Raw genomic sequence first — 18,593 nt, 5'->3', positions numbered from 1 at the left:
CAATGCTGTTTACCGCGAGAACACCATGAACGAACTGCTAGATGATGATCTGCTGACGCTGCTGCTCGATGACCTGGCGGGCGACACGCACGCCAGCTCCAGCCGCCGCCGACTGGACCGCGCCCCCCTGTCTTTCGCCCAGCAACGCTTGTGGTTGGAGCACCAGCGTGACCCGGCCCGTTCGGCCTACAACCTGCCACGGGCCCTGCGCCTGAGCGGTGAGCTCGATGCCGACGCCCTGGAGCAAGCCCTGAATCGCGTCATCGACCGACACGACATCCTGCGTACCGCGTTCAATGACATCGACGGCGCGCCGGTCCAGGTGGTCGAGCGTGACGCCTGCCTCGTCCTGCACCGGGAAGACCTCGGCGACCTCGCCCCCCAGGCGCGTGCCACGGCGCTCTCACAGCGCATCGAGCGGCACGCGCGGCAACCGTTCGATCTCAGCCGCGCGCCGCTGATGCGGGCCACGCTCCTGAGGCTGGACAGCGACGAACATGTGCTGTTGCTCAACATGCATCACATCGTCTCCGATGCCTGGTCCAACACGATCCTCATGCAGGACATGACCCAGGCCTATGCCCGGGCCTTGCTCGGCGATCCATCGCCGCTGCCACAGCTGCCCATGCAATACGCCGACTACGCCACCCACCAGCGAGGCGAGTATTTACAAAGCACGGCCTGCCAACGCAGTGGCGAATACTGGAGTCGCTACTTGGGGCAGGACCTGCCCACGTTGGAGCTGCCCCAGGATTTCCCCCGCGCCACGGGCCAGCAACATATGGCCGGACGCGTACATCTGTCACTTGCCCCCGCAATGGCCCGGGCCCTGGACACGTTCTGCCAACGCCAGGGGCTGACGCCTTTCGTGGTGGCGCTGGGGGCCTGGCAAATGTTGCTGGGCCGGTACAGCAACCAGGACGATTTCACCGTCGGCGTCCCCAACGCCAACCGCAACAGCCATGAAAGCCAAGAGCTGGTAGGTTTTTTCGTCAGCAGCCAGGTGTATCGCACGCGAATCGACTCGAGCCGCAGCGGGCTGGATTTTCTGCGGGATCTGCGCGGGCAGTCCCTCGCCGCCCTTGAACATGCCGACTACCCGCTGGAGCTGATCCTCGATCAACTGCAACACCCCGGCGCACAGGGCTTGTTCCAGGTCTTGTTCAACTGGCGCACCGGCTCACCGGCCCTGCCGATCTCCCCCAAAGGCGAACTGGCCCTGGAATTTCTCGACACAGGCGACAGCCAGGCCAAGTTCGACCTGTCGCTGGATGTCGACTATTCACAACAGCAGATAGTGGCGACCTTCGAATACAGCCGTGATCTCTATCGCACTGACACCATCGAGCGCATGGCCGAGCACTGGCAGAACCTGTTGCGGGGCCTGATCGAAACACCTGAACGCGCCTTCGGCGAGCTGCCATTGCTCAGTGCTGATGAACGCCAGCTAACCCTGCACGACTGGAACCGCCAGCCGACCCAACTGCCTCGTGAGCGTTGCCTGCACCAGATGATCGAAAGCCATGCCGCCACCACGGGCGACGCCATGGCCCTGACCTTTGAAGGGCTGCACATGAGCTATGCCGAGCTCAACCGACGGGCCAACCAATTGGCCCACCGGCTGATCGAGCAAAGCGTCGGACCCGACGTACTGGTCGGCATCGCCGTCGAGCGCACACCGCAGATGATCATCGGCCTGCTGGCAATCCTCAAGGCCGGCGGTGCCTACGTGCCACTGGACCCGGCCTACCCGGCTGACCGCCTGGCGTACATGATCGAGGACAGTGGCGTGACGCAGATCCTGACCCAGGCCCATCTGCGTGAATCGCTGGCGTTGCCCGCCACCATAAACTGCCTGTTGCTGGATTCGGGCGACGCCGATAGCGCCTATCCCGAACACAATCCGGATGTGCCGATACACCCGGATAACCTGGCGTACGTGATCTACACCTCAGGCTCGACCGGCAAGCCCAAGGGCGCACTGCTGGCGCATCACAACGTCAGCCGCTTGTTCCAGGCCACGGAGCACTGGTTCAGCTTCGATCACCAGGACGTCTGGTGCCTGTTTCATTCCTATGCCTTCGACTTTTCCGTGTGGGAGATTTTCGGCGCGTTGCTGCACGGCGGCCGACTGGTCATCGTGCCCCACGCCGTGAGCCGTTCGCCGCAGGAATTCTACGCCCTGCTTTGCCAGGAAAACGTTACGGTGCTCAACCAGACACCTTCGGCGTTCAAGTCGTTGTTGCAGGTCGCCTGCGACGCTCACCAGCCGCTTGCTCATCGGTTGCGGCAGGTGATTTTTGGCGGCGAAGCGATTGACGTGCAGAGCCTGCGCCCCTGGTTCGAACGTTTCGGCGACGAGTCGCCGCAATTGATCAACATGTATGGCATCACGGAAACCACGGTCCATGTCACCTGGCGACCGCTGTCGATCGACGACTTGCACAGCGAGACCACGAGCCCGATCGGCCAGCCCATCGTCGACCTGTCCTGGTACTTGCTCGACGCGCACCTGAACCCGGTTCCCAAGGGGTGCATCGGTGAGCTGTATGTCGGCCGGGCCGGCCTGGCTCGTGGCTACCACCAGCGCGCCGACCTGACCGCCAGCCGGTTTATCCCCGATCCGTTCGATCCGCTGCCGGGTGGCCGCCTGTATCGCACCGGCGACCTGGCGCGCTACCGCACCGACGGCAGCATCGAGTACATCGGGCGCCTGGATCATCAGGTCAAGATCCGCGGATTCCGCATTGAATTGGGCGAAATCCAGGCACGTTTGCAAGCGCTGCCGGCGGTCCAGGATTGTGTGGTACTGACCCATGACGGCCCGACCGGCCTGCAACTGGTCGCCTACGTGATTGCCACGCAACCGCCCAGCGCCGAGTTACGCGAAGGTTTGTTGAGCGCGCTCAAAGCGCATCTGCCGGACTACATGGTGCCCAGCCACCTGCTGTTCATCGACCGGTTCCCTCTCAACGCCAACGGCAAACTAGACCGCAAGGCCTTGCCGGAGCCTGACGCCAGCCTCCGGCATTCGAACTACGTGGCGCCCCGCACTCAGTTGGAAGAGGCCCTGGCGCAGCTCTGGCAACAGTCCCTCAAGGTTGAGCGCGTGGGTGTCAACGACAGCTTCTTTGAACTGGGCGGGCATTCGATCCTGGCCATCGAGCTGATCGCCAACCTCAAGGCCCGCCTGAATATCACGGTGCGGCTGCAAGAGCTGCTGGCCCACCCGAGCATCACCGAGTTGGCCCTGTTCATTTCGCAAAAACATCGGGAGCAGACCCCATGCCTTGTGGAATTGAACAACGCCCCCGCCAGCGCACCGCAATTATTTTGCCTGCATCCCAGCGGGGGCATCGTCTTCTGCTATCAGCCACTGGCGCGCAAACTCCAACACCGGGCGCGCACCTTTGGCGTCATGCACCGTGGCTTCAGCGAGCCCCATGCGAGCCCTGAAGCCTGGCGCGAGATGATCGCCGATTACAGCCAGGAAATCGTCAACGCCCAGCCCCAGGGCCCGTATTACCTGATGGGCTGGTCCTTGGGCGGGACCATCGCCCTGGACATTGCGGCGACGCTGGAAAGCCAGGGCCATACGGTGAGTTTCCTTGGCCTGGTGGACAGCACGATTCCGGAACACCTGTACCCGGCAACCCTATCGCGTCATCGGCATTTGCCAGGCGATGGGCAAACCGACCCGGCCTCCCAGGATCTGCTTGGGGCCATCGAATATTTCGACCTGCTGTTTCCAACCCTCACCGAGCGCACGGCGGCTTACCGGCAACAGAACCCCGACAGCACGGTCCAGGCATTCCACGAATGGGCCGCCAGCCAGATCGAGCCGGGGCGAGGCGACTTGTTGTCAATCGTGCAGAGCGTCAAGGATGAAGTCATGAATGCCCAGGCGTTCTCGGTGCATGATCGGTTGCTGGAAGCGTTTGACGCATTCACCTTCAAACCGGTACGGGTACGCCCGAGCTGCTGGTGGACCCAGGCGGAAAAAACGCCGGAAGAACTGGCCTTCTGCGAGAACCTGATCAAGGGCTACAGCCTGACCGGCGAGCTGCAATGCTCGGTGTATTCGCCGTTGCGCCATCGCAGCATGATCTTTGATGAGGGGTTGCTTGATTCGCTGATCGAGGTTTTTCTGGGCAGTACGACACCCGATAAGTAGCGTCAGGCACCGTCATTGTGGCGAGGGAGCTTGCTCCCGCTGGGCTGCGCAGCAGCCCTTTTTTGTGAGCGCTTCGCACTCAAGCGGGAGCAAGCTCCCTCGCCACAGGTTTTGCATTCCCCTGAAAACTGGCTGGACGGCCTGGCAAACCCCATAAAAAAACCGACCCGCACAAGGCGGGTCGGTTTTTTCTGCGCGCGAGAATCAGAACTGCGGGGTGTACTTCACGGTGAACATCAGGTTGCGTGGGTCACCGAAGTTGTTGTTGCCATCAAGCTGGTTGTAAGCGGACGTTAAGTACGTCTTGTCGAACAAGTTGTTGGCGTTGACCGCCAAAGCGATTTCCGGTGTCAGTTGGTAGCCGACACGGGCATTCCACACGGTATAACCCGGTATGTGGGTCTTTTCTTCGTAAACCAGTGTGTGGCTTTGGGTGGTAAAGCCCAGGCCAGTGCTGACGCGGCTCCAGTCGCCGGTCAGTTGGTAGTTGCCCCACACCCGCAGCATGTGTTTTGGCGTCCAGCTACTGAAGACAACACCGTCCTTCCCCGGCTCCTCCAGGTACTTGGTGGTGTTGTAGGTGTAGCCCGCGAACAGCTGCAGGTTGTCTATCACTTCACCACTGATTTCGGCATCGAAACCCTGACTGCGCACTTTCCCCGAGGCTGTCGAGCAATACCCGCCCTCACATAGCATCCCTCCGGCGGTGTCTTCGATGGCACGGTTCTCGTGGTCGTAACGGAAGATAGCCAGGGAGGTATTGACCCGACCGTCCATCAGCTCACCCTTGAGGCCGACTTCGTAGTTGGTGCCGACGATGGGCTTAAGCACCGAACCGCTGGTATCGACCTCGGTCTGGGGCTGGAATATGTCGGTATAACTGGCATACACCGCCCACTCACGGCTCAGGTCATAGATGATACCGGCGTAGGGCGTGACCACCCCGGTTTCAGTGCCGGTGGTTCCCGAGTAGGGGGTAATACCGGCTGAGGTTTCAGTTTTCGCCTTGTAGCTGAAGTCATACCAACTGACCCGGGAACCCAGCACCAGCGTCAGGTCTTCAACCGGCTTGACGCGCCAGGTGCCGTACACGCCCTTCTGGCGGATATCGTATTTGCTGAGGACGCCCCGCCCGAGCGGAGCGTTGATCAGGTCTTCGTAACTGATGTCCGGTCGGTCATTGTTCAGGTCGAAGATGGAGTCGCTGGTGCTGTTGAAGGTACGGGCGTATTTATCATCCGTCTCCAACTGCGAGAAATTGCCGCCGAACATGACTTCCTGCTCCATCGACAATGCTTCGAACTTGCCGGTCAGGTTCATGTCGAGACCGGACTTCGTGGACTGGAAATCGGTCACGAAATCGGCATATTGCACGCCGGTGCCATCAGGGTTGAGGCCGCCAAGCCTTTGCACTCGCTGGTTTTTCGCCTGGTTGTCTTCAGTCATGTACACGGCACCCACCTTGAATGCCCAGTCCTCGTTGAAGCGATGCTCCAGGTCGGTGTAGTAGGTGGTGACATCGATGTCGGAACGGTTCCAGCGCGCGCCGGTGTAGGTCGAACGCGACACGTCCGGCATCGACCCGTCGGCGTAGCGTGGCAAGCCGCGGATGTTGCCGCGTGATTCACCGTTGGATTGGCTGACGGCGAAGCCCAGGGTGGTGTCTTCGCTCAGGTCGATGTCCAGCGCGCCGTACAGCGAATGGGTCTTGCTCCACGCATGGTCGACGAAGGAATTGCTCTGGTCTTCGTCGGCGACGATACGGCCGCGGATGTTGCCGGCGTCATTCAGCGGGCCGCCAGCGTCCAGTTGCAGGCCGTAGTGATCCCACGAGCCGGCCTTGCCGGTCAGGGTCACGGTCGGAGCGCTCTGGCCACGCTTGCGCACCAGGTTGACGGCACCGCCGGGGCTGCCAGTGCCTTGCAGCAGGCCGGCGGCGCCGCGCATGATTTCCAGGCGGTCGAAGAAGATCAGGTCCTGGGTCGCCCAGTTGCCCAGGGAATAGTTGTTCCGCAGGATCGGCACACCGTCGTACTGCCAGTCGTCGATCTGGAAACCGCGCGACGACAGGATCATGCCTTGGCCGACGCCCTGCAGGCCAACGATACCGGTGGTCTGGTTGACGGCGTCCTTGAGGCTGACCAGGTTCTGGTCATCCATCTGCTTGCGCGTCATCACGGTGATCGACTGGGGAATTTCCTTGAGGGTGTGAGTGCCCTTGCCGATGGTCACCGCGTTACTGGTGTAGGCCTGGCTGCCTTCGGTCGTCGCGTCCAGGGCCGTTGCCTTGACGGTGGTCGCGCCCAGCTCGAGGCCTCCGGTGGCAGGGCCGCGCATCAGCATCAGAGTATTGCCCTCGAGGCTGTAGCGCACACCAGTGCCCTTGAGCAGTTCGGCGATGGCCGCCTGCGGGCTCATCTTGCCGCTGACGCGGGTACTCTTCAGGTCGGCCATGTCAGCAGCGTTGTAGATCACTTGCTGGTTGGTCTGCTGACCGAACGCTTGCAGTGCCTGCGGCAGCGGTTGCGCAGGAATGTTGATGCTGACGTCTTCCGCCATCACCTGAGCGCTGAGGGGCAGTACGCAGACCAACCCCAGACCGGCCAACACCCGCCGCGAACGCAGGCCGCGGGACATGACGAGTGCCTTGAACAGAGGTTTCAACTCATGAATGGATGACATCGTGCTCTCTATTATTGGTAGAAGTAAAAGTCCATGGGGCCGAAGGGCCCGCCGCTCGCCAGCACACGTGAGCCCGCACGGTCGATTGCCCCAAGGCAATGTCAGTGCGTGGCCGACCGGCCCCTCCCCGGGCACGGTCATCTGGCTGGACGACGGCGAAATCTTTGCTGAACAAACCCGGTGCCTGGGCGTCCTGCCCGACCCGATTTGCCCACATACCTAAGTAAGACGCAGCACCTGCCAAAAACCGGAATGAGTTTATTTATCATTCGCGTAAAAAGTTAAAAAAAGGCCGGCGCTGATGGGCGCCGGCTTTTTTACCAACACCGCCAATACCAAAGCTGTGAACACACCTGTGGCGAGGGAGCTTGCTCCCGCTGGGCTGCGCAGCAGCCCCAAAAGCCCTCACGCGGTGAGCCAGACAAATAGCGGCAGCCTGTTTCAGGACTGCTACGCAGTCCAGCGGGAGCAAGCTCCCTCGCCACGGGGGTTGGTGTATGGCGGGATTGATGGTGGGTTATTCGGATTCGTCAGCGTCGGGCAGACCTATTCATTGGCAACTCGGCCTTTGTGGCGAGGGGATAAATCCCCTCACCACAGGGTTCTGCATGGTTTTTAAGATCTGACCCGCCCCGGAATCAGCCCAGCGGCGCCGCCCTGGCGGCTTGCAGCTGGCGGGCCTGTTCGGTCAGGAGGGCCTTTTCCTCGGGGCTCATCGCTTCCATGCGCAGGCGCACCTGGGCGATTTTCTCCAGTTGTCCCGGACTGCTTTCCACTGCCCGCAAGGCCAGTGCCAGCGACGCTACGGTCGGATGATCGAAGACCAACCCCGGGTGGATGTCGCACTGCAACAACTTGCGAATACCGGCCACCAACTTGATCACCAGCAGCGAATGACCACCGGCGGCAAAGAAGTCGCGGTCGATGCCCAATCGCTCAAGCCCAAGCAATTGCGCCATGCGCGCGGCAAGCAATTGCTCCAGTGCATCCCGTGGGGCCGCGTCTTCGTCCGCCATCGCCGCACCCGCCCACTGTTGCAACGCCTTGCGATCGATCTTGCCGTTCGCCAGCCGCGGGAACCGTTCGATCAGTTGCAACTGCTGCGGCACCATCACACTGGGCAGGCGAGCGCTCAGCTCAGCACGGACGGCGTCCAGCAGACCCGCCGACCTGCCCTGCTGCGCCACGACAAAGGCCAACAGTCCCTGCTCGGCCGAGGTTGCCGGCAGCACCAATGCTTCGGCCACTTGCGGCACACGCAGCAGCTCGGCCTCGATCTCCGCCAGCTCAATACGGAACCCACGCACCTTGACCTGCTGATCACGCCGACCGTGCAACTGGATCGCCCCGTCCGCGCGATAACGCGCCAGGTCGCCGCTGCGATACAAGCGCTGGGCCGGATCGAACGGGCTCTGGATGAACGTCTGCTCATCCGCCTTGGCATTCAGATAACCCCGGCACAACTGCGCGCCGCCCAGGTACACCTCACCCAGCACGCCCACCGGCGCCAAGCGCAGATCGGCGTCCAGCACGTAAACCTGGTTGTTGCCCAGCACCTGAGTCAGCGCCGAACAATCGTCGACCGCGCCGTGCAGCGACAACGGATGAATCATCACCCCCACCGTGGCTTCGGTCGGCCCATAGTGGTTGAACACCCGGCAATCGCTGCGCAACCGGGCGATGCGCTCGATCAACGGCGGCGGAATCGGCTCGCCACCCAGTACCAGCGTACGCGGCAGGGTCGCGTGCTCACTGTCGAGCAGTGCCGCAAGGTGCGACGGTACGATTTTCAGGCAGTCGATCCGGTGCTGCTGCAGGTACCCGGCAAACAACGCGCCGTCCTGCATCTGCTCATCGCTGGCCACATGCAGGGTCGCGCCATTGAACAACGCGCCAAACAACGTCGTGTTGCCCAGGTCCGCCGCCACAGTGGACGTGAAACCGACGTCCTTGCATTGCTCAAGTCCCAGGGCCTGGCTGGCCTGGGCGGTGTAGTTGAGCAATTGCCGATGCTCGATCACCACGCCCTTGGGCACCCCGGTGGAGCCGGATGTAAACAACACATAGGCCATGTCGTTGCCCTGAGTGACCAGGTCTGGCAATGCCCCCGCCGACTGACTCAGCTGCGCCACGGTCAGCGCCTTGTAGGGCTGATCCTGCCAGGCCGGCAGATGCGCCGCATCGGTCAGCAACACAGCCGCGCCAGCCTGCTCCAGCATCAGCGCCTGGCGCGCCTGGGGCCATTGCACATCAAGGGGCAGATACGCCGCCCCCATGCGCCAGCTCGCCAGCATTGCAATCACCAGCTCCGCCGAGCGCGGCAACGCCAGCGCGACAATCGAACCCTTGCCCAGGCCTTGTTGCTTGAAGCCCTGGGCCAGGCTGTCGACCCGGGTTTGCAACTGGCCATAGCTCCATGACTGATGGGCGTCGGTCAGGGCGATGGCATCCGGCCTGTCAATCGCCCAATCGGCAATGCGCCGGGGCAGATAACGGCCATCCGCCAAGGCCTGCATCGGCGGGTTGATCGCTCGCAAGCGCTGTTCTTCGGCGCGACTCAGCAGGCTGAGCTGCGCCAGTGGGGTGTGCCCGGCCGCAAGGATCGACGCCAACAGCACGCCGTACTGCTCCAGCACGGCATTGGCCGAGGCTGGCGAATACAGCGCGCTGGCGTAATACAGATCAACCCCGGCAAGCTGCTCGGCACCGTTCAATTGCACCTGCAACAAGCACTCGAACCCATCGGCCCGCACAGGCACCGACACTGGCGCCCAGTGCAGACCACTGCTGTCCTGGGCACGACTCGCCTGAGCCACCGTAAAACCGTAGGCCGGGCGCGCCGCGTCAGGGCTCAGTTCCGGCGTCCAGTATTCCTGCCAGGTGCGGTGTTCTTCGAGACGAGCCGCCAGCGCCACCAGCCACTCATTGAACGACTGGGTGGCGGGCAACGAAACGCACAGCGGCAAGGTTTTCTCGAACACGCCCACGGCACTGGCGAAGTATTCGTAGTCGCTGCGGCTGTCATGGCGCACACCGACCAGCGCCTGCTCACGTCCACTCAAACGGCCCAGCAACACCCACCAGGCGCCTTGCAGCAGCGTGGCAAGCGGCTGCCCGAGCTGCGTGGCCAGACGTTGCAAAGCCTCACGCTGGGCAGGCTCCAGCGTCAGGGCCACGCAGGCGTCGGCGGCGCGGGTCTCGCGGCTGGCGCTGCGGCCGGCCAACCATGGCGTGGCGATGTCCGCCTGCTGGCCTTGCAGGTGTTGCTGCCAGTAGCTGCGTGCGCTGGCGGCATCCTCATCCAGCACCACTTCACTGCGCCACTCCAGGTACTGGGCAAACTCGCCCGGTGCTTCGTCTTCCGATGCCAGAACCCCGGCGTACGCCTGCTGTACTTGCTCAAGCAGCAGATTCAGCGACTGCCCATCGGCACTGCAGCGGGCGACGCCCAGCACCAGTTGCCATTGCTGGGGCCCGAGGCGATACAGCACAGCCTGGACGCTAGCCGATTCGCCAGGCACAAACGCGCGGCCCATCGATTCGTTGATCTGCGCCTGGACTTCCTCGGCCCGTTGCTCACCGGCCTGCACCGTCAGTGGGAAGCGCCCGGCACCAGCGGCGGCCTGACGCAAACCGTGGAACCCGGCGACTTTGCCCAATTGCGCCAGCAGCATCGGCTGCTGCGCCAGTAGCGTATCGAACGCCACCTGCAAGCGCTGCGGATCGAGGTCGCCGTCAATGACTACGTTCAGCCAGCGCAAGGCGTCGCCACAGGTCGCCGTGGTCGACAGTTGCTCAAGCACGGTTTGTTGCTCGGGCGTCAGGGCGAAACCTGAATCGTGCGCGTCCATCGTGACCTCGTTCATGCTCCGCTTTCCTCGGTGTTGAGTGCGCCCTGGGTGGTTTGCCCGGCGGCAGGCCGGTGCTCAAGACTGCTGTGGTCGTACATATCGCCCATGGCCACCACGATCTTGCGCGGGCCTTCGAACGGATCGCGAGCGTGGGCCACCAACATGTTGTCCAGCAGGATCACGTCGCCTTTGTGCCAGTCGAAGCGCACCGCACAGGCTTCGTACAATTCACCGATACGCGCCATCACCTCATCCTCAATCGGTGTCCCGTCGCCGTAATACACCTGCCGTGGCATGCGTTCGAGGCCGAACATCGACAGCAGGTCTTCCCGTACATCCGGCTCCAGCCAGAAGATGTGATGCAACTGCACCTGGTTGAAGAACGACTTCTCGCCGGTGATCGGGTGGGTGATGATCGCCGGGCCCGGCGTGCGGGTTTGCAACTCGTCGTTATCGAGCCAGCGCCACTGGATGCCACCTGCCCGGCAGCGGGCCTCCACTTCGCCGCGGTCTTCGGTCTTGAAGAAGTGCTGCCACGACACGTCGAGTTTGTCGGTGAAGGTGCGCACGTAGAGCAGGCCTTTGTCCTCGAACTTTTCACGAAGGTCCGCCGGCAGCTTTTCGTACATCAAGCGGCAATCAACCACCGGGGTCGCGCCGCCCACGGGCGCGGCTTGCTCGCAATAGAACATCTGCTTGCGCGGCCAGCGGTCCTGATGGGAGCTCTCGTTGTGGAACAGGATCATCTTGCGCTCGGGGTACGGCGTGGAGCGGTAGGTGTTCTTGCCTCCTTCCTTCTTGGGTAGGTCGCCGTACTGACCATAGAGGCCCGGCTGGATCGCTTCGGCGAACGCTTCAAAGCCCTGGATGCCGTCCAGCTGGAAACCGCGAAACAGGATGCCCGCATGTTCGGCCAGCTTTTGTTCGATGAACGGCCGGTTCTGCTGGATCCACTCGATGACATCCAGATGGGGCTCGCCCGGCTCCAGCATCAGCGGGAATCGTTGCGGCGCCGCCACCAGGGATTCGCGCACCCGCGTTGGCCGGGGCCTGGCGACCGGGGTCGCGGAACGCTTGAGAAACTTGCCCAGTTTATCGGCCTTGGGCCCCGGGACGGTGGCAGGCGTGGCGGCTGCCGCCAAGTGGTTGACTGGCATGCGGATAGCTCCCAATTGAATGTCCTGATCAGCGACGATCTGTTCCAACAGGGCTGTCCAGGCCTGAATCAGGTGCTGAATGCGCTCATGTCCGAACAAGGTTGTGGCGAACTGCCAATTACCGCGCAGTTGCCCTTCTTCTTCGTCAACGAACAACGCCATGTCGAATTTAGAATGGGTCTCAAGGGCTGGCAGGGCTTCCACGTTCAATCCGGCCACGGTTCGGCTGCGTACCGGTACGTTGTTCATCACGAACAACACCTGGAGCAACGGATTCATCCCCTTGTGTCGCGGTACGCCCGACGCCTCGACAATCTGGTCAAACGGCAGGTCCTGATGCTCCAGCGCACCGAGCAGGTTGTCCTGGGTGTGGGCCAGGAACGCCGCAAACGTGAGTTCGGCGTCAAAACGCGAACGCAGAGGCAACACGTTGACGAAGAAACCGATCAGGCGCTCAAGCTCAGGCTGTTCACGACCGGCCACGTCGGCACCCACGACGATGTCTTGCGCCGCGCAGACCCGGTGCAACAACACCTGGAACGACGCCAGCAGCGTGCTGTACAGCGTAACACCGGCCTCGCTCGACAAGCGCCGCAATGCCGCCGTCAACCCGGGGGAAAGGTGGAATTGCAACGCATCGCCGTCATAGGACGCTGTCAGCCCCCGCGGGTTTTCCAGTGGCAGGCTCAGGCGACCGTCATAGCCACTGAGCCGGTGTTTCCAGTAGTCGGCCTGACGCGCCAGCACGCCCTGGTCTTCCAGCGCCTGCTGCCACAACGCGAAGTCGTAGTACTGAACGTCCAGGGGCGGCAGCGGCATCGGCTGGCCGTTGAGGGACGCTTCGTAGACCTGCACCAGCTCGTTGATCAACAACCCCATCGACCAGCCATCGGAGATGATGTGGTGCATGGCATACAACAACACATGCTCGGTCGGTCCCAGGTGCAGGATCCGCCCGCGCCACAGCGGAGCCTGTTGCAGGTCAATCGGCGTGCGCGCGTTTTCCAGCGTCGCCCGGGCCACCTGTTCTTGCTGGGCGCTGGGCGAGAGGCCCGACAAATCGATCACCGGGAAGTCCCCTTCGATCTCATCGGCAATCAGCGCCAGCGGATCGCCTTCGTCGTCCTGGGTATACGCCGTGCGCAGCACGTCATGGCGGCGGACCACTTCGGCGAAGCTGCTCAACAGGTGTTCCACCGACAACTCGCCAGACAAGCGCAACGCCAGGGGCATGCCATAGGCCGAGGTGCCGCCGGACAATTGTTCGGCGATCCACAGGCGCCGCTGCACCAGCGACAACGGTGCCGAACGTCGCGGCCCATGGGCCTTGAGCCGGATCCCACTGGAGTCGCCCGCCCGAACCGCTCCATCCGCACTCCCAGCCATCAGGGCCGCCAGCGCCTTGAGCTGCGGATGATTGAACAGGTCCCGCAGGCTCAGCGGATAGTCCGTCAGCTTGCGCAGTCGTGAGACGGCCTGGGTGGCCAGCAACGAATGGCCGCCGCGTTCGAAGAAATGATCGTTGCGCCCGATCTGCTCTACCTCCAGTACTTCTTGCCAGATGCAGGCAATCCGTTGCTCCAGCTCACCCTCGGGCGGCACGAAGCCTTGCTGCGACTGGTTGGCGTCGAATCGGGGCAGCGCCTTGCGCTCCAGTTTGCCGTTCGGGCTCACCGGCATGCGCTCAAGCCATACCCAATGCTGCGGCACCATGTAGTCCGGCAGGTGCTGGCCCAAGTGGGTCTTCAAGGCCTGCTCGAAGGCAAGGCCGATACTGGCCTCGGCATTCAACAGCGCCGAGGATTGCGGCACCACATAGCCCACCAGCAGCGTGCCGTCCTGGGCGATCACGACGCTGTCGCGGACCTCGGCATGTTCGGCCAGGCGCGCCTCGATCTCGCCCAGTTCAATGCGCAGGCCACGGATTTTCACCTGATGATCCAGGCGCCCGGCGTACTCGATCACACCGTCGGCCCGGTAGCGCGCCAGGTCGCCGGTACGGTAGAGGCGCGCGCCGTCACCGAACGGGCTGGTGACGAAGCGCTCGGCGGTCAACGCCGGGCGACGGTGGTAACCCCGTGCCAGGCCTTCACCTCCCAAGTACAGCTCGCCGGTGACACCTACCGGCAACGGCGACAGGTCCGGGTCGAGGATAAACGTGCTCAGGTTGGCGATCGGTTGGCCAATCGGCACCGCGTCCCGGCCTTCGTCGACACAGGTCCAATGCGTCACGTCGATGGCCGCTTCGGTGGGGCCGTACAAGTTGTACAGGCCGGCAGCGGGCAGTTTGGCGAACACCTGCAACTGGGCATCCACCGGCAAGGCTTCGCCACTGCAAATGATCCGCTTCAGGCTCTGGCAACGACCCACCTCCGGGTCTTGCATGAACACCTGCAACATCGACGGGACGAAGTGCAAGGTGGTGATCTGCTGCGCGCTGATCAGCTCGATCATCTGCGCCGGGTCGCGGTGGGCACCGGGTGGCGCCATGACCAGGGTCGAACCGGTCAGCAATGGCCAGAAGAACTCCCAGACCGACACGTCGAAACTGAACGGCGTTTTTTGCAGCACACGGTCGCTCGCCGCCAACCCATAGGCGTCCTGCATCCAGAACAACCGATTGACCAGCGCCGAGTGACGGTTACCCGCGCCCTTGGGTTTGCCGGTGGAGCCCGACGTGTAGATCACGTAGGCGAGGTTTTCAGCATCGACCGCGACCGCTGGATTGCGGTCGCTGCGACCGGCCAGCCAGTCGCCGGGCTGATCCAGTACCAGGCTGCGCAGGCCGGTCGGCAGCGGCAGTTGTTCCAGCAAATGCCCCTGGGTCAGCAGCAAGCCAATGCCGCTGTCGTCGAACATGTAAGCCAGGCGATCCTGGGGATACTCCGGGTCCAGCGGCACGTAGGCGCCACCGGCCTTGAGGATCGCCAACAGGCCGACCACCATTTCCACCGAGCGCTCCACGGCGATGCCCACCAGCACATCCGGGCCGACCCCGTGCTCGATCAGCACATGGGCCAGGCGGTTGGCCTGGGCATTGAGGTCGGCATAGCTCAGCCGTTGGGATGCAAAAACCAGGGCACAGGCGTCGGGGGTTTTAGCCACCTGCGCTTCAATCAGTCGATGCACGCTGCAATCGAGGGGGTAATCCATCGCGGTGGCGTTCCAACCCTGCTGGACCTGTTGCTGTTCGGCATCGAGCAATGCCAATTGCCCGACCGAGCGCTCGCCGCCCAGGGTCAGTTGCTCCAGCAGATGGCGCAGGTGCCCGCCGATACGGCTCACGTCGGCCGGCGTGAAGCTGTCGTGGCTGTAACTCAAGAGCAACGACAGCGTTTCCCCCTGGTTCACCGCCAGGGTCAGCGGGTAGTTGGTTTGCTCGTGATTGGCCACCTCGCCGAAGCGCAACGTGGCCGGCGCCCCCTCTTGCAGAGCCTGGGCAACCGGGTAGTTCTCGAACACCAACAGCGTGTCGAACAGCGCCGCACCGCCCTGCCCGGCCCAGCGCTGGATATCGAACAGCGGCGTGTGTTCGTGCTCGCGCAGGCTCAGGTTGCGCCCCTGGACCTCCTGCAACCATTGGCCGACGCTCTGCTCGGCCCGGGGCTGGCCGATGACCGGCAAGGTGTTGATGAACAGGCCGATCTGCTGCTCCACGCCGGGAATCTGTGCCGGACGTCCGGCCACGGTGGCGCCGAAGGCAACGGTGGAATGTCCGGTACAGCGTTGCAGCAACAACTGCCAGGCCGCTTGCACCAGCGTGTTGACCGTGACTTTCTGCTCACGGGCAAAGCGCTGCAGCCGCGCCGTGGTTTGGGCATCGAGCAACTGCTCGTGTTCGCCGTGGCCATGGCGGGCATCGGTGCGGTTGTCCCGGGCAAAAGCCCCCGCCAGCAGCGTCGGCTCGTCCAGTTCGGCCAGTTGCGCCTGCCAGAATTGCTCGTTGGCCCGAGGGTCTTGAGCCGACAGCCACTCGATGTAGTCGCGGTAGCGTCCGGATGGCCGGGCCAAGACCTGGCCGCTGTAGCGTTGCAGCACTTCGCCGAGCAACTGCGAGTTGCTCCAGCCATCCATCAGGATGTGATGGCTGGTGTAGATCAAGTGATAGCGGTCCTCTGCCACGCGCGCCACCACCAGCCGCAGCAACGGCGCCGCATCCAGTGCAAAGCCCTGGCGCTGTGCCCATGCAAGGGCTTCAAGGTCCTGTGACAAATCCGGCCTGGCGCGCCAGTCGTGGGATACAAACGCAACCTCCAAGCGTTTGTGCACCACCTGCAAGGCGCGCTTGAATTCGCCTTCCCAGACAAAACTGCTGCGCAGCACGTCATGGGCGTCCATGGCCGCCTGCCAGGCCTGGCGGAAGCGCTCGACGTCCAGGCCTTCGACATCTACCCGCAACTGATTGATGTAGTTGCCGGCCTGTTGCTCAAGCAACGTGTGGAACAACATGCCCTGCTGCATCGGCGACAACGGATAGATATCCTCGACCTGTCGCGGCGCCAGCGGCAAGGCGTCCAGTTGCGCCTGGGTCAACCCGGCCAGGGGGAAGTCCGACGGTGTGAAGCCCTGGTGCTGCGCCTGGCAGCAGTGCTCGATCAGCGCCTGCAACTCTTGACCGTAATCCACGGCCAGCGCCTGGATCGTCGAGGCGTCGAACATCTGCGCGCTGAATGTCCAGTCGATGCTCAGCTCGCCGGCGTAGACACTGCCGTTGAGCGTCAACCAGTTGTCCAGCGGCGCCAGGGGACTCTGTGGCTCGCCTGCCGCTTCACTGGCCGGGCTGAACAGCCCGTCGGCCTCCTCGGCAAAACCGCTGTCGAACTGGCCCAGGTAGTTGAAGGTGATCCGCGGCTTCGGCAGCGCCTCAAGGGTACGCCGCGTCTGCTCGTCGCCCAGGTAGCGCAACACACCGAATCCGAGGCCTTTGTCGGGGATCGCCCGCAACTGCTCCTTGATGGCCTTGATCGATTCCCCAGCGGTCGCTGCCGGTGTCAAACGCACCGGGAACAGACTGGTGAACCAGCCGACGCTGCGGCTCAGGTCCACGTCATCGAACAGCGCTTCACGGCCATGGCCTTCCAGTTGAATCAAGGTCGAGCCATCGGTGGTCCATCGACCGATGACCCGGGCCAGGGCGGTCAACAGCAGATCGTTGACCTGGGTTCGATAAGCCGCTGGCGCTTGCTGCAAGAGCCGGCGGGTCTGGTCTTTGTCCAGTCGCGTCTGAACCTGCATCCCATCGCACCTGCGCAATTCGCCCTGAGGACGGTCGCAAGGCAGATCGTGACGAGCGCCCTCCAGTTGCGCTTGCCAATACGTCATCTGCGCCTGCAACGCCGCACTGTCGGCGTGCAATTTCAAGCGTTGCGCCCAGGCCTGCGTAGCGCTGGTCTTGGCCGGCAGCTTGAGGGCCTGGCCGGCTTGCAACTGCTGGTAAGCCTGTTGCAGGTCTTCCAGCAGAATGCGCCAGGACACCCCGTCCACCACCAAGTGATGAATCACCAGCAACAGCCGTTGACTGCCGTCGGCGAGGTTTGCCAATACCCCGCGCAACAACGTGCCGCTTTCCAGTTCCAGGCTGCGCTGGGCTTGTTCGGCCAAGCGTTCGAGCGCCGGGGCATCGGCCACTTCGGCGGTCCACAACAGCGGTGAACGTTGCCAAGCCGCCTGCTGCTCGGCGAGGGTTTGATGGTGCGCGGTCCAGCTACCATTTTCGCGTTTGAAGGCCAGGCGCAAGGCATCGTGGTGGGTCACCAAGGCCTGGAGCGCCTGCTCCAGGTGCCCGCCGTGGATCGGTCGCAAGCCCTTGAGCAGTACCGACTGGTTCCAGTGGTGAGGCTCGGCCATGTCCTGTTCGAAAAACAACTGCTGGAACGGCAGCAACACCGCGTTCCCCGTCACCGGGCCCTGGTCGATGCCGGGGCGGCTGTCATCCAGGGTGGCCACGCTGGCGAGGCCTTGGATGGTCTGGTGGACGAACAAATCCTTGGGGCTGAAATGGATCCCGGCCTGACGGGCCCGGCTGACCACCTGGATGGAGATGATCGAATCGCCCCCCAGTTCGAAGAAGTTGTCGCTGACACCCACTTGCGCTTGCCCGAGCACGCTTTGCCAGATACCGGCCAGTGTCTGTTCCATGGCGGTATGCGCTGCGACGTAAGCCTTGGGGCTGGCGCTGAGATCGGCTGGGGGCAGCGCCTTGCGCTCCAGTTTGCCGTTGGGGCTGACCGGCATTTTTTCCAGCCACAACCAGTGCTGCGGCACCATGTAGTCGGGCAAGGACTGGCTCAAATGCGCCTTGAGGCGGCCTTGCAGTGCCTGGCGCACGGCCTCTTCGGCGCTCAGTAATTCAGTGCGTGTCGGCACCACGTAGGCCACCAGCAGACTACCGCCCTGGGCGATCACCACGGTTTCGCGCACGTCATCGTGCTCGGCCAGGCGCGCTTCGATTTCCCCCAGTTCGATGCGCAGGCCACGGATTTTCACCTGATGGTCCATGCGCCCGGCGTATTCGATCACACCGTTGGTGCGGTAGCGCGCCAGGTCGCCAGTACGGTACAGCCGCTGGCCGTGGCCAAAGGGGCCGGTCACGAACCGCTCGGCCGTCAGCGCGGCGCGGCGGTGGTATCCACGGGCCAGTCCCTCGCCCGCCAGGTACAACTCGCCGATCACGCCCACCGGAACCGGCGAAAGCTCATCATCCAGGATGTAGGTGCCCAGGTTGGCGAT

General features: G+C 63.1%; 4 protein-coding genes (1 of these 4 cut by a window edge). 1 reads left to right on the top strand and 3 read right to left on the bottom strand.

Annotated elements, in window-relative coordinates:
- Positions 1-25 precede the first annotated feature (25 nt).
- On the top strand, positions 26-4,174 hold the full coding sequence (locus tag BLU76_RS29125; protein ID WP_092225580.1) for a non-ribosomal peptide synthetase: 4,149 nt from the start codon (positions 26-28) through the stop codon (positions 4,172-4,174).
- A gap of 204 nt (positions 4,175-4,378) precedes the next feature.
- Here BLU76_RS29125 and BLU76_RS29120 read toward each other — a convergent pair whose 3' ends face one another.
- The 3 genes from BLU76_RS29120 to BLU76_RS29110 all read right to left on the bottom strand — a co-directional run.
- Complete coding sequence (locus BLU76_RS29120; protein ID WP_092225578.1) at positions 4,379-6,856, bottom strand: TonB-dependent siderophore receptor; 2,478 nt, start codon at positions 6,854-6,856, stop codon at positions 4,379-4,381.
- 638 nt (positions 6,857-7,494) lie between these two features.
- Positions 7,495-10,722 carry a non-ribosomal peptide synthetase gene (locus BLU76_RS29115; protein ID WP_092225576.1) on the bottom strand — a complete coding sequence of 1,076 codons (3,228 nt, stop codon included), beginning with the start codon at positions 10,720-10,722 and terminating at the stop codon, positions 7,495-7,497.
- Positions 10,719-18,593: the 3' portion of a non-ribosomal peptide synthetase gene (locus tag BLU76_RS29110; RefSeq protein WP_092225574.1), read on the bottom strand. It continues 5,661 nt past the right edge of the window; the window shows 7,875 of its 13,536 coding nt (coding positions 5,662-13,536); the start codon falls outside the window, past its right edge — the gene reads right to left on this strand; it ends in the stop codon at positions 10,719-10,721. The genes BLU76_RS29115 and BLU76_RS29110 overlap by 4 nt, the downstream gene beginning before the upstream one ends.

The organism is Pseudomonas sp. NFACC08-1 (genome assembly GCF_900106735.1).
Taxonomy (GTDB): Bacteria; Pseudomonadota; Gammaproteobacteria; order Pseudomonadales; family Pseudomonadaceae; genus Aquipseudomonas; species Aquipseudomonas fluorescens_Q.
The sequence above is the reverse complement of the archived record's forward strand: the minus strand, read 5'-3'. Positions and strand labels throughout refer to the sequence as shown.